This window comes from Desulforhopalus glucosivorans (assembly GCF_054397165.1).
On the sequence record NZ_AP044854.1, the window covers coordinates 3,744,863 to 3,760,162 of the forward strand.

Below are 15,300 nucleotides of genomic sequence, written 5' to 3' on the forward strand. Positions count from 1 at the left end.
TGGATCTAGTCATAAGACAATCTGTCAGAAAAAATCAGGACAAGGATGCGTAACAGACCATGGAATCCAGTGACTTTCATGAAGACCTTTCTCTTACACAATCAGACGTTGGTAGTCTGAGCCATCAGTATATCCTGATAAATATTCTCCAGGCAGCTCTCAAGCCACACCCATTTCAAGTCAAAATTCGGAATATTCTAGACTATATAATCGAACAAAAACACCTCAATCTTGGTGAAAGGGCCGTTTTTTTTCTGGTGGATCATGCTACAGAAACCATGACCCTTAAAATCACGAACAGACTCACCACAATTGAAGATATGCCCTGTGGAGACCATCCCATTGGCATCTGCCATTGCGGTCAGGTTGCTGCAAGTGGAAAGCCACAATATTTCTCTGCTCCGCCTCCGCTGCACGATTTTGCCCGTAACCCGCATCCTTTCCCTGGCGCCTATTGTGTTCCAATCACCAAGGACGGCTACACCCTTGCTGTACTATCTATTTATGTCGCCAACCAGCAGCCTCCAACTGTAGAGGTAGAATCCCTTTTAGAGGCTGTGGCCAACATCTTTGCTGTAATCATAGAAACGCAGCAAATGGATCAACAGCTCATTAAGCTGGTTAATGATTTGCGCAATTCTGTAATTAGTCTAAGAGAAGAGAAAAAGTTCTCGGAATCGATTATCCAGGGACTCAAATATGGGCTTATTGTAGCGGATCTTAAAGGGAAAATAATAAAGAGTAATACCGCTGCTGAAAAGATACTTAGATCATTTAGCCGGTCTCTTGATAATCAGTATCTTGCAGATATTTTTGACGATGAATCGGCACTCAAGCTTCTTGAAGTGCTCCCTGCCGGCTCTGAACAACTCGACCGCGAGGTAGCTGTACGTAATAATGACGGTGAGAATAAAATAATTGGTTATTCCAATGTCAGTCGTGAAGACGCGCGGGACAATAAGGTGGGAGTAATTATATCCATGGCGGATATCTCGGAGCTTAAGTACGTGCGAAAAGAGATGGAAAAAATGAACCGCCTCTCCACAGTGGCTGAGATCGCATCCGCTGTTGCCCATGAAGTCCGTAATCCCCTCGCCGGTATAAAAATTATGGCCCAGTCCATAGAAGAAGAGGCCGGAGTCAATAGTGAGCAGCTGGAGTGTTCCCAAAGGATCATTCGCCAGGTCGACAGACTCAACATCCTTCTCAGTGACTTTTTCTCCTACGCAAGACCCGCAGAACCAAACAAAACCCCGACTGCACTGGCAACAATTCTTGCCGAAACAAAACCTCTCATTCAAAATAAACTGAGTAAGAGCAACATCGTCCTAACAGAGGATATAGGGGATAGGCTACCACCCATCATCGCTGACCCTCACCAGATACAGCAGGTTTTCCTCAACCTCTTCCTTAACGCTGTTGATGCTATCCGCCAACAAGGGCACATCAACGTCAGTGCGAAACTCATTGGCCTTGAGGAGTTAAAAGCATACAAAAAGGCCTACCCCGGACTGTTATCTGATGTCCCCTATGTGGTTGTCGGCTTCACAGACAACGGATCCGGCATGCCGCAAAATGTTGTAGATCAGGTATTTGAGCCATTTTTCACCACAAAAACATCAGGCGCCGGTCTTGGACTTTCCATCGTCTATCGAACCCTCAAAGAAAACGACGCAGAAATTGTACTCAACAGTGTTGTAGGAAAAGGCTCAACCTTCACAATATTCTTCCAGGCGGCAATATAGATGAGCTCTGTACTCATTGTAGATGATCAGGAGGATCTGCGATACGCGCTTTCAAAGGTTGTCACAAAGGAAGGCTACTCTGCAACCACCGCCTCCACAGGAAAAGACGCCATCGAAATCCTGCAATCAACGGTCATCGATCTGGTCTTTCTTGATATCGGCCTACCTGATACCAACGGTATTCAACTTATTCCAGAGATTAAAGAGATCAATAATGACGTAGAAATCGTCATCCTAACAGGTCTTAATGACGCAAAAACAGCAGTTGATGCACTACGGGCAGGGGCACTTGACTATATAGTCAAACCATTTGATCTGCTGGAATTCAAATCAGCCCTTAACAGAATAGTTCAAGCGCAAATAACTCAGAAGAAAGCAACTCTCGCGGAAACACCTGTAGGCCTTGCAACAATTATTGGCACAAGCCCTGCCATGTCAAAGATTAAACAAACTATTGTAACTGCAGGAGGAGTTGATTCAGCTGTGCTGATCTCAGGGGAAACCGGAACTGGCAAAGAACTTGTGGCCAGAGCCATCCACGAAAGTCGCCCTGCCCAAAATGGAGTCTTTGTCAAGATCGACTGCGGTACTCTTTCAGGCTCACTCATTGAATCTGAACTATTTGGTCACGATAAGGGTGCCTTCACCGACGCAAGCCATGATAAGCAAGGTTTGGTTGAAATTGCAGCAGGCGGCACACTGTTTTTAGATGAAATTGGCAACCTCCCCATGGACCTTCAGCCAAAACTTCTACGACTCATTGAAGAATCAACTTTTCGCCGGGTCGGAGGAGTAAAAGACATTAGTGTCAATATCCGGATCATCGCAGCGACCAATGCCGATCTTAATGAAAGTATTGATAACTCAACATTTAGAGAAGATCTCTACTACCGGCTCAATGTCATTCCAATCCCGCTACCTCCGCTTCGCGATCGAGGCAACGATGTCATTGCACTTGCGGAGCATTTTCTTCAACAATTTGCTGTGGAATTAAAACGGTCAGTAGAAGGCTTTACCCATGAGGGGATTGACCGCCTGAGGCAGCACGATTGGGACGGCAATATACGTGAACTGCGCAACACCATCGAGCGAGAAGTGATATTTAACAAAAGCCGCTGGTTCAATATGGCTGGCCTTGGTAATACAACACCTGACAAATCAGAAGACAGGTCACCACTTGTCAGCCTCAAAGAGATGGAGAGGCAATATATCAAAAAAGTTCTTGCCCGGGTGAACAATAACAAATCTAAAGCTGCCCGAATCCTTGAGATCTCAAGGACCACCCTCCGAGATAAATTATAAATTCCCGCCACCCGGTAAGTGGCCAGAATTTGACCACCTGACCAGTATCTGACCAGTTCTGTCACTGCCTTTTTCTTCTTACTTTCGCCCTATAACCTTCACTATTCCAAGGTAGCAGCAGTTAAACAGCAATCACTCACTATCTCACAAACTGGTCCAGCTATTGCTATGTGTTATTAATGATTGCGTATGTTCCATGGCGCGACTCCATCGTAGTCGCCTATATTTTGTACACTCGAGATAACAATTGAAAAAAACTGGTGAACCTATGAAACGAGTACTGGTTGTTGACGACGAAGAAGATATGCTCTGGATGCTCCAGAGAAATCTTAACAAAGGCATGAAGGATGTTGAAATCCTCGCAGCAAAATCCGGAGAAGAGGCCCTGGCCGTCCTCAGTGATAAAGAGGTTAACCTTGTCATCACTGATATCAACATGCCCGGTATCAGCGGTCTGGATCTTCTGGTTGAAATCAACAATAAATTTCCTGATACCGGCGTAATTATCATGACTGCCTACCCATCCAACGCCTATGAGAATAAAGCGATGATGAGCGGCAGCCTTCGCTTTATAGAAAAACCTTTTGATATTAAAGACGTCCGCGCTATTGTGGAGGACATTCTCCATCCCGCCGAAAGATTTCAGGGAACTGTCGATGGCGTTGATCTCATTGACATTGTTCAATTCAACGGGTTATCCAGATCAACAGCGGCCCTCAAGGTCACCACAAAAAACAGTGAGGGGATGATCTTTTTCAAAGACGGGTCAGTCGTCCATGCCATGTGTGGTGACATTACCGGTGAAGAGGCCTTTTTTACTATTTTAGACTTCAATGGAGGCTCTCTTCAAAACATAAACGGCGTTCAACCGCCGATTGTCAGTATTGAAAAGAGTATTGAGGCACTCCTCTTTAAGGCGGCAGTAAAAAGTGACGAAAGGTCTGAAGACGATGACATCGCCGCCCAACTCAAGGAGGCCGAAGAACTTATTGCCCAGGGTCTTGAAGACAACTTTGGCACCAGTGACGACGATATTGTTTTTGAATCAGCAGAGGAGACTATTCCAGAGGAAGCTGATTCAGTCGAAGATATAGAAATAGATGACGATGCTACAACTTTAAATGAGGAATTTGAAATGACAGAGATTCAGGCAATACTCGCAGAGTTTACAAACATTGAAGGTGTCCACACCGCATGTCTTGTTGGACGTGATGGTTTCTTACTCGACAGCCTTGCCCGGGCGGATATCGATGCTGAAATGATTGGAGCCATCGCCTCATCTGGCTTTGGATCTGCTGAATCCATGGGTAGTCAATTAGGTCAGGGCGACCTGCGAATGACCATGTTTGAGTTTGAGAACGGCCCTGTCCTGTTTGCACCTGTCGGCGAAGAGGCCTTTTTAGTCATCGTTGCAGAACAGGAAACAAATCTTGGCTGGATCAGAATCAGTATCAAAAAGAATGCTACCAAAATTCAGGAAGCTGCGTCCCTATAATTTTTACTTAATACATTTAAGGGTTATGATGCAAATCATCATAACCCTTACACACAAATCCTACATGTAGGGTATCTTGAAAAATTAAGCTTTTGGGGCAAAATCGAGGCATGTTAAAAATTTTACCGCAGGCATATAACTCATATCGGAGTCTAGACTTACCTCCGAGGATAAAATCTTTTACATAACGAAGAGTTTGGCCGATAAAGCAATTTTTCAAGTTAGCCTGTAGTTTTCTTCCAGAAACCCACTAAACTGCGTAAACTCCACTTCATACTTTTTAATCAGCTTACGAGCCTTACCAAGCCACTCATCTTTTGTTGTCATAAGAAAGACAAAAAACGGCTCCCCATCCACATGGCGAATAATAAAATGATATTTACTTGTGGTAATAAGTATATCATCAACAACCTCGTCATCTGCCAGCAAATTAATAGCCTTGGAATTTGATTTTACTATAGATGCGAGATAGGCAGCCGCCACAGCTGGTTCAATTTCATCATTACGACTCACCTCCGCAATTGACATACCATCTTCAACGGTTACAACCGCCACGGCGAGGATTCCCGGGAGCTCACCGGAGAGCTGGACAATGAGGTTTTGAAGTTGCTTTATCATAGACGTTCCTGCATGTATTGATGTAGAGATTTAGAAAATTTCCTGCAAAGACCTGTCATTAGGGTCATTTTTTATCGGTCAATACCAAAAGTTAAAACTGCATATTGCAAAAGTATATCACACCACTCCTAATAATTTGAAATAATTTCTACATATTAGTGCCTTACTCCTGAACTTCTGTTAAAAAACAGGTAGCGTGGACTCCGAGAACATGAGTTGAGGTACATTCATTGTTTCGAGTAATTCACAAGGTACTTATCCCGTTTATCAGGGGTAGTACCTTATAAAACCCTATAGCACCCTAAAAGTTCATTTTTATTGGATTTGGATTAAGGAAAGACAACCTAACATATTTATTCATCGCTGGACACAGAAAAACTACCCCAAAGAGCAAAGAGATTAAAAAGAGATAAAGGGAAAAAGAATATGAGAACCGTTGTTCAAAGAGTCAGCAGAGCCCAGGTTAGTATTGACGGCATAGTCACAGGAGCAATAGCCGAAGGCCTTGTTGTCTTAGTTGGAATCCAAGCTGAAGACAGCACAAAAGACCTGCAGTGGCTGGCAGAAAAAATAGTCCATCTGCGCATATTCGAAGATGATTCTGGAAAAATGAACAACTCCCTTACAGACATTGGGGGGGAAATGCTTATTATCTCACAATTCACGCTGTATGGAGATTGTCGTAAAGGGAGAAGGCCCGGTTTTTCAACCGCAGCCCCTCCTCAAATTGCGGAACCTTTATATCAGCAATTTATCCATGAAGTACAAGAAAAAGGGATTAAGGTTGTCACTGGCACCTTTCAAGCAGACATGCAGGTTGAACTTATCAATGATGGTCCAGTGACCCTGCTTCTCGATTCAGAAAAGAAAATTTAGCATCCACCTCAAAAGAAGAAGGATTTTTCATGACTTTTACCGAAGGCTCAACATATTCTGGTTTCACCCTTAAAGTTCATAAGTTTATCAATGATATAAATTCAGATGTGTACCTGTTTGAACATAAACTCCTGAAATGTCCGCTTCTCGCCATAAAAAACAGTGACAGCAATAAAACATTTTCAGCAGCCTTTAACACCATACCAACAGATTCTACCGGTGTTGCCCATATCCTCGAGCATTCAGTGCTCATGGGTTCAAAAAAATATCCCATTAAAGATGTTTTTGGCGAAATCAATAAGGGGGGGCTTACAACTTTCTTAAACGCAATGACTGGTGGGGACATCACCTACTACCCCTTTGCCACAAGAAACCTCAAAGAGTATTTCAATATCATGGACGTTTATTGTGATGTTGTCTTTAATCCTCTCCTAGAACGATCAACCTTTGAGCAGGAAGGATGGCACTACCATCAGGAGTCTGCAGATTCGCCCCTTGAGTACCAGGGCGTTGTCTACAACGAGATGAAAGGGGCCTTTTCTGATCCTATCCGTTATATTTTTCATCATGTGTACGCAGGACTGATGCCTGGCTCTACCTACGCCCATGAATCAGGTGGAGATCCTAAAAACATTCCTGATTTAAGCTATGAAGAATTCTGTACCTTCCATCAGAACCACTATCACCCTTCTAACGGAATGTTTTTTCTCTATGGAGACGCACCGCTTACAGATGAACTTGAATTCCTTCAATCTAAGTTCTTTGGTAGTTACAGCGAGGCCGTTGACAAAGCTACCATCACCGATGGCACCCTACCAACGGAACCTACCTTTATAACTGATACCTACGCAGTGGACAGTGACGATCTGCGCGAAAAGACCTTTCTGGCCGTTGGAACCAACATAGCAACGGTCACAGAGCGTGAGAAGAATACCGCCTTTCAGATCATTGCCAACATCCTCTTTAATTCTGATGCGTCACCTCTTAAAAACAGCATTGTTTCAAGCGGTGTATGTAAGGACTTTGGAGGTGTGTATCTAGCGACCTCCTCCTATAGAACACTGATGCTGACCTATCTTGTTGGCAGTGAAGAAGAGCACAGGGAAAAATTCCTTGAGCTGTACAATGACGCCTTACAAGAGATGGTAAAGAATGGGCTTGATAAGGAACTGATTTTATCAGAGCTCAACAAGTTTGAATTCAACTTCAGGGAAGAGTCATCCAAGGCACAAAGAGGTCTTGATATCATTGGTAAATCCATGACGGCCTTGAAATATGGAACCGATCCACTGGAGTATCTCAGCAGTGAAGAGCTTATAGCCTCCCTTCGTCATAAGGCTCTCGAGGAAGGCTATTTTGAAGAGTTAATCAAGACCTACCTGCTCGATAATCCATCAAGGGTTACAGTAACCTTAAAACCGGATCAGGAGAAACAGGCTGAGGGCCAAAAGCTGGAACAGGAACGCCTGCAAAAAGCAAATAGTAATGCAACAGAGGCAGAACAACAGCAGCGAATTGCCAGGACCCAGGAGTTAATGGCAATGCAGCAGGAACCAAATAGCATGGAGACCCTGTCTCTTCTGCCCCAACTCTCCCTTGGTGATCTGACAAGTGACATTACATTCCACTCAATTGAACCGGTGGAGATGTTTGGCCAACAGGTACTGGTAAGTGATCTGCCCACCAACCATATCAGTTATATCGATATTGGCTTTGATATCTCAAGTTTACCCGCCCAGTCCCTGCCGCTCCTCGATCTATTTGGAACTGTCATTACAGAAATCGGAACCAAACGACTGAACTATCAGCAATTTGCCAAAGAAGTCGCCACCTGCACAGGATCCCTTTCCTATTCGCTGACAAGCTATACCAAAAAAAATAATGGTGAGACAACTCGACCTGTTTTCTGGTTACACCTTAAATGTTTGCCCGACTACCTTGAAAGATCACTGGCCCTTGTGGCCGAGATCTTCTCCTCCGTTTCTTTTGCAGACAGAGGCAGAATTAAAGAAATTGTTGCAAGGGAATATGCATGGGCGGAACACGCCGTGCAGAGTGAGGGCTACTCACTACCTGCTTCACGGGTTTTCGCCCACTTGAGTGACGCCGGCAGGTACAATGAAATTTTTAGCGGAGTAACTGCCTACCTTGCCTTAAAAGTTCTAGCCCATAACTACGACCAGGAAGAAGAAAAATTCATCCAGAGTCTACAACAAACGGCCAGACTCCTTTTTAACAAAAACAATCTCATTTTATCAAATACAGCAGACCGAAGAGAACTTGATCAGTTTGCACAAGCAGGTCGTTGCATAATTGACAGCCTTGCAACTGATGAGGTCACCCGTCACAGTGTTCCTGAGCTTAAAATTGACAATCACGAGGCATTTATTACCGCTGCAGAAGTTGTCTTTGCTGTACAGGGAGGCAATCTTTTTAAGGATGGTGTTGGCTATAATGGCCATTTTGAAGTGCTCAAAACCTACCTCAGCCGGGACTATTTATGGAATACAGTTCGTCAAATGGGTGGTGCCTACGGCTGTTTTATTCAGTTTGGCCAGATCAGCGGCAACCTGGCATTTGTCAGCTACCGTGACCCACAGGTGAAAAAGACCTATGACGCCTATAATGATGTGCCTAACGTTGTGGCAAAACTAGAGGTCCCTGAAAAAGTCATGACTCAGCTCATCACCGGAACATATGGTAATTTTGACCCACTTCAAAGTGCTCCTGGCAAGGGTGCCACAGCGCGCAATGAATATCTCAACGGGTTAACACCAGAGTTTAAGAAGCAACGAATCGAAGAGATTATTGCAACCAAACCAGAGGACCTCAGATCTTTTGCGGATAATTTTGCACAGATGACTCCAAAGAGCCACAGGGCAATTATCGGTAACCGTATGAAAATTGAGCAGGATGCGGATCTTTTTGAGACGTTTACTAACCTGTAGGCATGAATTCTCATGAACATTTTCATCAAAAACTGATGAGAAATCTGAAGTAGAAATCAGCTAAAAAATCGGTGGCACAACACGAGCCACCGATTTTCTTTAAATAATTTTATGGTTCTTCATTTTTTCCCAGAGATTTTTACGACTAATCCCCAAAACCTTTGCGGCTTCCGTTCTATTCTCTTCACAATGAGCCAACGCCTTTTCTAAACACCTCTTTTCAGTTATGGCCAACTGATCTGCGAGGTTAAAAGTTGTGGGTTCTTCCTGCATTTGACAGTTTATATCCAAAGGGAAATCGCCCGGCCCAATCACGTCACCACGACAGAGCACAAAGGCCCTTTCAACCAAATTCTTCAACTCCCTGGCATTTCCCGGGAAGTCATATTGCTCTAATGCATTTACGGCCTCTGCCTCTATCTGAACATGTCTGCCATGGATAAGATTAAACTCTCGCAGGAACACTTGGCAGAGTTCATCAATATCCTCCTTATGTTCTCGAAGAGGTGGCATCTTAAGTGGAATAACCTGCAGGCGATATAATAAGTCCTGGCGAAATCGCCCCTCCTCCACCTCACGCTGTAGATCCTTTGAGGTGCAGGCCAAAATTCTCACATCAACAGAAATTGTTTTTGATCCGCCGACTCTTTCCAGCTGACTCTCTTGAAGGACACGTAGCAGCTTTGCCTGCAAGGGGCCAGGAAGATCTCCAAGTTCGTCAAGCAGAAGAGTTCCATGATCCGCAAGTTCAAACTTACCTTTGCGGGAATGGTCTGCTCCTGTGAAGGCTCCACGTTCATGACCAAAAAATTCGGACTCCATCAAACCATCGGGGATGGCTGCACAGTTAATTGAAATAAATGGTTTGTTTCTTCTTTCACTGGCTTTATGGATTGATCTGGCAGCAAGCTCCTTCCCGGTACCAGACTCTCCTGTAATAAGTATGGTGCTGCTGCTGGGAGCCGCCTGATCAATCAACGAATATACCTGTTGCATTGCAGGGCTTGAGCCATACAAAGTATATCCCATATCACGCTCGCAGGTGGCCTCCAGAACCTCACACTTGGCCTTCACCTCCTGAGTCTCAAGAATCCTCGATATCCGAATGATGAGATCATCCATATCAAATGGTTTCAGCACATAATCTGTGGCCCCCTGACGCAGACAGTCAATGGCCGCATCAACAGAACCATAGGCAGTCATTATTACAATGGCGGTCTCAGGGCTCTGTTGTCTCACCCTTCTAAGCAGGGTGAGGCCATCCATCCCGGGCATACGGATATCAGAAATTATCAGGTTGTACTGATGACGCTCAAAAAGCTCCATCGCCTTAAGTCCGTCTTCAGCTTCCTCAACCACCCATCCCTGTTTTTTCAGACTGTCACTGACTGAGATTCTCATGATCTCATCGTCTTCAGCTAGAAGAATTCTCGACATTGTTGTCTCTTATAAAGGTTACTCTACACCTGTCTATGTGCCCTCGGGCCTATTCACAGGAATCTGTATTTTAAAGGTTGTTCCCTGATCGACCTCACTATCCACAATAATCTTGCCATTCATCCGCTGTACAAGGGAGTAGGTAACTGCTAAGCCGAGACCAGTCCCCTCACCCACATCTTTTGTGGTAAAAAAAGGATCAAAAATATGGGGTAGATTTTCTTTTTTAATACCGGAGCCCGTATCCTGAAACTGCATCACCAGTTCCCCACCGAGTTCATAACAGCTGATATAGAGATCACCTCCTCCCGGCATGGCCTGAATGGCATTCAGACCAATATTAATAATGATCTGCTTGCACGCCTCTATATCAAGGAAATAGTCTCTCTCCATGGCAATATCGGTTGAAAGGTTAATGCCGCCCAACTTGTAGGATAATAAAACAATACACTCCTCAAACAATTGCTTTAGGTCAACATTGCTGCTATTGAGTGGCTCGGTTCTTCCAAAATTGAGGAGCTGACGCATCACCGTTTCGATCTGTCTGAGGCCTTTATCCAGCAGCGGCAGGTACCGCTCGGTCAGCTCAACATCTTCTGGATTTTCCCGCATGGATTTTACACAGTTCAGCATGCCCCCAAGTGGGTTATTCACCTCATGGGCAATACCCGCCGTAAGGATTCCAAGAGAAGACATTTTTTCGTTTTGGAATGACTGGGCCTTGGTTTTCAACAGATCAGCCTGGGACCTTTTCAAACGATCACAAAACACAATAAAATTCTCGCCCACTACATCGAGCTCGTCGTTAAAAACGGAGGGCAGCATTTTCTGATCCGGCAAATCCTCTGGAAATGCATCCATTGCTTCTGAAAGCCTATGTATTCTGTGAACAATGAGCGACTCAAACATTAAAAACAGGGCTCCAGTCACAAAAAGGATACTGGCAATACCTGTAAAGATAAGAGAGTGAATATTACGCTCAATGAGTTCATGGGCCCAGTCGATTGGAATGGTTATAGACAGCCCCCCTCTGATATCCCCCTCCTTGTATCCGTGTCTTGAATGACAGGTAAGACAGGACGAAGTCACCTTAAGTGGCGAGATAAAACGGACAACCCTCCCCTCTTCAGTGATGGTGGTCCTCATAACTTCGCTTGCTCCAGCATTGAATTCTTCAAGAGCTCTTTTTTCAAATTCATCGGGAACATTATTTGGATTGACGGGGTGCAAACTCGTCACCCGAAAAAAACCTAAGCCGTCTCTTTTCGCATACGCTGAGAGCTCACGGGTAATCATTGCCGGATTGCGCAAATAATATGTATGTCCTTCAACATCTGTTACTGTGGGCAGGTCGAGGTAAGGGTTTGCCTCGACCCCTTTACGCTTTAAGATAAAAAGACCATTATGATCTGATGCCCACTGCCTGGTGAGAAGGATTTGCTGGTACAACATCCGCGCCTGCTGCTCAGCCTGTTTTAAAATCATGGCCTGATCAAAAACAGCAGTACGGTGGAGCATATAAAAATAGAAGGCAGATATGATCGCTCCGATAAAAATGATAAATTTCGTTCTAAGCGAGACAGACGTTGTAAAGAAACGAGCCATAAATAAATCCTAGGGTTAAACTGTTTTCATACCTGATTCCACAGGCTTTGCGGGCACAGCATTTGCGGCATATTAAACATTGGTCGCAATATTCACACCACCCCACACCAGCAACTATAAATGAATTACACCGTAGTGGCAAAGCCGCTAAGCTGTTGCGAGAACAAGAACCAGTATCTGTTTGTACACCGTTTCACTTCCTTCAATAGTATCTCCTCAGCAGCAAAGAGTAACCGTACGGTAACACCAGCCACCGTCAAACGTAACCATACGGTAACACAAAAGGGCTTCCTGACAAAATATCTTCATTATTACGTAACAATTTCCATGGCACAGAGTTTGCTTAGTTACAGTCTACATAATTAAGCTTACGCACAAATCAATCTTTAGAAAAAATAGTTTTATTTTAAACCACAACAAGGAGGTAGAGGGTGAAAAAACAAAAAGGTCTTCGTTGGATCAGCGCAACACTATCAATGATGGCACTACTCATAATGTCTGTCGCCGCAATAGCGGAGAATACTGAACAGGCGGTGCATCCGGAACTATCTGAGCAGGAAATGTACATTGCATGTTCAGACTGTCACAAAGAAGCAACCCCGGAAGTTGAAAGCCAGTGGTTCAAGTCATCCCATGGAATAGCGATGGTAAAGTGTTACCAGTGTCATGGAACCTTCGAAACATTTAAAGTCACCCCAACCAAATCTGACTGTGCTGTCTGTCATGTAGACCAGCTTGAGAAGTGTGCCAAAGCCGAAGATAAAGCTTGCTGGGATTGTCATGTGCCCCATGTATTTAAAGCTGAAAAATAATCACACGACTATAGATATAAAGGAGAATATAATGGCACAAACAAGACGAGACTTTATCAAAAAAGCAGCAGCTCTGTCAGCTGCGTCCTATGTGGGCATGAGTCTGCCCATCGACAAACTCAACATAGCCCGCGCCAACGAAGGTATTGAATGGCACCGTGGCAGTTGCAGGCTTTGCGGAGTCGGCTGCAGAGTAGAACTAGGCGTCAAAGATGGTACCCCAATGGGAATTAGAGGAGTTGCAGATTCTCGTACAAATTATGGTTATGTATGTATGAAGGGTATGCATTTCTGGAAATGTATGCGTCATCCAGATCGATTGACAAAACCCCTCTATCGTAAAAAGAAGACCGACAAATTCCAGGAAATTTCATGGGATAAGGCTCTTGATATTGCTGCAACCGAATTTGCCAAAGCCCATAAGGAAGGTGGCGGAGAGGCAGTTGCCTATTATGGTTCAGGTCAGGCTCAGACTGAAGAGACCTATTTCTTCCAAAAAATCATGCGCGGCGGCCTGCAATCAAATAATGTAGAAGGCAATCCCCGTCTCTGCATGGCTTCAGCTGTTGGTGGGTACCTCACCTCCTTTGGTGCCGATGAGCCCATCGGTGGATATTCTGATCTTGAAAAGGCACACTGCTTTTTCATTGTTGGCTCAAACACTGCTGAAGCCCATCCGGTTCTCTTTAGACGAATCATGCGTCGTAAGCTCGACAATCCTGATACCGTTAAAGTTATCAATATTGATCCCCGTATCTCCCAGACTTCAAGAATTGCTGACAAGCATCTGCAGTTTAAACCAGGAACCGACCTCGGCCTTCTCAATGCAATGGCCAACGTTATCATTGAAGAAAAGCTCTACGATGAAGAGTTCCTTAAAAATTACGCGACCTTTAGAAAGGGTAAAAAAGAAGCTACATCCTTTGAGGATTTTAAAGCCCATGTCGCCAAATATACACCTGAGTCCGTAGTAAAGACCTGTGGTGGCTCCTTTACTGCAGAAGATGTTCGCACTATCGCGCGCTGGTTCGCAACCTCTAAAGGTACTGTCAGTCTCTGGTGTATGGGCCTTAACCAGCGTAAGCAAGGGGTTTGGGCTAATAACCTGATGAATAACCTCCATATTCTTACAGGCCAACTCATGAAAGACGGTGCAGACAGCCTTTCTCTTACCGGCCAACCTAACGCCTGCGGTGGTGTCCGTGAAGGTGGTGGTCTCTGTCACATTCTGCCTGGCCACCGCCTGGTAGTAAAAGAAAAACTGCGCAACCAGGTAGAAGCTGCCTGGGGTGTTCCAGCCGGTCGAATCCCGCCAAAACCAGGTCTTCACACCATGGCTATGTTCTCTGCAGTCAACGAGGCAAAGGTCAAAGCAATCTGGATTAACTGCACGAGCCCTGTACAGAGTCTTCCAAACTGTAACCTATACAACAAGGGAATGGACAGAGAAGATGTCTTCATGGTGGTCACCGATATCTTTCAAACCCTGACAACACAGAAAGCGAACCTTATTCTGCCCACCTCCTTTCACTTTGAAAAGACCGGAGTCTATGGTTGTACAGAGCGTCGTTCGCAAATCACCAAAAAGGCCATCGATTCCCCAGGTGAGGCAAAGCCTGAAGTGTGGATTATTCGAGAATGGGCAAGAAAGCTTGCTGAAAAATTGAATGATCCTGTCATTACCCAATGTATCAAGCCATTTGAAGGTCTTGAGGAAGGATACGACCTGCCAAAGGCTATCTGGGATGAGTACAGTCAAAAACTCACCGCCCACCGGGATAACGATCTTCGCGGGGCGACCTATGAGGTTTTAGAATCCATGGCCGATGGTGTTCAGTGGCCAGCACCAACCACTGAATTTGCTCTTACCGGTGGTACTGTAAAGAAGTTTGTTAAAGGTCGGGATCCCATGGCTGATAGCGAATCTAAAAATGACCTTCCCTACCAGTTCTACGGTCCGGCCCATGCAGATCGCACTCTGTGGATTTGGCATAGAGACCAGGCTGACCCGGATGAGATTCCAGATGCGGAGTACCCTTTCTATCTTTCAACAGGTAGAATTGTCGACCATTGGCACACCATGTCTATGACCGGTAGGATTCCGGAGCTTCTTCGAGCTAATCCATACGCTTATGTGGAGATTAACCCCAAAGATGCGGAACGCCTGGGGATTAAGCCTGGAGATATGGTAGAGATTAAATCACGAAGGGGTGTAAATCTCCTGCCCGCCAAGGTCTACGAAGGACCTATTGAAGGAATGGTCTTTGCCTACTGGCATGACCAGCACAAAGATCGTATGATCAATAAGGTGACCAAGGATGCCATCGATCCGGGTTCAAAAGAGCCTGAATTTAAGATCTGTGCAGTGCAGGTTAAAAGAGCATCTGGTCCGCAGCCACTGAGGCCTTATATTGTATAGACCTTTAGCGCCGGTATTTATCTAAACACCGGCGCAGGGTTGT

At 44.9% G+C, this 15,300-nt stretch carries 10 protein-coding genes; 7 read left to right on the plus strand and 3 right to left on the minus strand.

All coding sequences use genetic code 11. The features are described 5' to 3' along the window. Nucleotides 1-59 precede the first annotated feature (59 nt). The 3 genes from ACX6CI_RS16175 (at nucleotide 60) to ACX6CI_RS16185 (ending at nucleotide 4,542) form a co-directional block, all read left to right on the plus strand. Nucleotides 60-1,745, plus strand: a complete 1,686-nt coding sequence (locus ACX6CI_RS16175; protein ID WP_458774685.1) for an ATP-binding protein — start codon at nucleotides 60-62, stop codon at nucleotides 1,743-1,745. Further along, the gene (locus ACX6CI_RS16180) at nucleotides 1,746-3,047 is read left to right on the plus strand and encodes a sigma-54-dependent transcriptional regulator (protein ID WP_458774686.1); all 1,302 of its coding nucleotides are present in this window, start codon (nucleotides 1,746-1,748) and stop codon (nucleotides 3,045-3,047) included. It abuts the gene before it with no gap. A 268-nt stretch (nucleotides 3,048-3,315) separates the two neighbouring features. After that, the gene (locus ACX6CI_RS16185) at nucleotides 3,316-4,542 is read left to right on the plus strand and encodes a response regulator (RefSeq protein WP_458774687.1); all 1,227 of its coding nucleotides are present in this window, start codon (nucleotides 3,316-3,318) and stop codon (nucleotides 4,540-4,542) included. A 216-nt stretch (nucleotides 4,543-4,758) separates the two neighbouring features. On the opposite strand, the gene ACX6CI_RS16190 is transcribed toward ACX6CI_RS16185, so the two are convergent. Beyond that, a complete protein-coding gene (locus ACX6CI_RS16190; protein WP_458774688.1) occupies nucleotides 4,759-5,160 on the minus strand; it encodes a roadblock/LC7 domain-containing protein in 402 nt (133 codons plus the stop codon). A gap of 426 nt (nucleotides 5,161-5,586) precedes the next feature. Between ACX6CI_RS16190 and dtd the strand changes: the two genes are divergently transcribed. Both dtd and ACX6CI_RS16200 read left to right on the plus strand, forming a co-directional pair. Then, a complete protein-coding gene (gene dtd, locus ACX6CI_RS16195; RefSeq protein ID WP_458774689.1) occupies nucleotides 5,587-6,036 on the plus strand; it encodes a D-aminoacyl-tRNA deacylase in 450 nt (149 codons plus the stop codon). 29 nt (nucleotides 6,037-6,065) lie between these two features. Beyond that, entirely contained in the window at nucleotides 6,066-8,984 is a 2,919-nt protein-coding gene (locus ACX6CI_RS16200) for an insulinase family protein (protein WP_458774690.1), read from the plus strand. Between the two features lie 99 nt (nucleotides 8,985-9,083). On the opposite strand, the gene ACX6CI_RS16205 is transcribed toward ACX6CI_RS16200, so the two are convergent. Both ACX6CI_RS16205 and ACX6CI_RS16210 read right to left on the minus strand, forming a co-directional pair. Then, nucleotides 9,084-10,421: a sigma-54-dependent transcriptional regulator gene (locus tag ACX6CI_RS16205; RefSeq protein WP_458774691.1), complete on the minus strand. Its 1,338-nt coding sequence runs from the start codon at nucleotides 10,419-10,421 to the stop codon at nucleotides 9,084-9,086. Nucleotides 10,422-10,454: 33 nt separating this feature from the next. After that, nucleotides 10,455-12,026, minus strand: coding sequence for an ATP-binding protein (locus ACX6CI_RS16210; RefSeq protein WP_458774692.1), 1,572 nt, complete (start codon nucleotides 12,024-12,026; stop codon nucleotides 10,455-10,457). Between the two features lie 431 nt (nucleotides 12,027-12,457). On the opposite strand from ACX6CI_RS16210, the gene ACX6CI_RS16215 reads away from it, so the two are divergent. Both ACX6CI_RS16215 and ACX6CI_RS16220 read left to right on the plus strand, forming a co-directional pair. After that, a complete protein-coding gene (locus tag ACX6CI_RS16215) occupies nucleotides 12,458-12,838 on the plus strand; it encodes a cytochrome c3 family protein (protein WP_458774693.1) in 381 nt (126 codons plus the stop codon). A 31-nt stretch (nucleotides 12,839-12,869) separates the two neighbouring features. Then, the gene (locus tag ACX6CI_RS16220) at nucleotides 12,870-15,257 is read left to right on the plus strand and encodes a molybdopterin oxidoreductase family protein (RefSeq protein ID WP_458774694.1); all 2,388 of its coding nucleotides are present in this window, start codon (nucleotides 12,870-12,872) and stop codon (nucleotides 15,255-15,257) included. Nucleotides 15,258-15,300 lie beyond the last annotated feature (43 nt).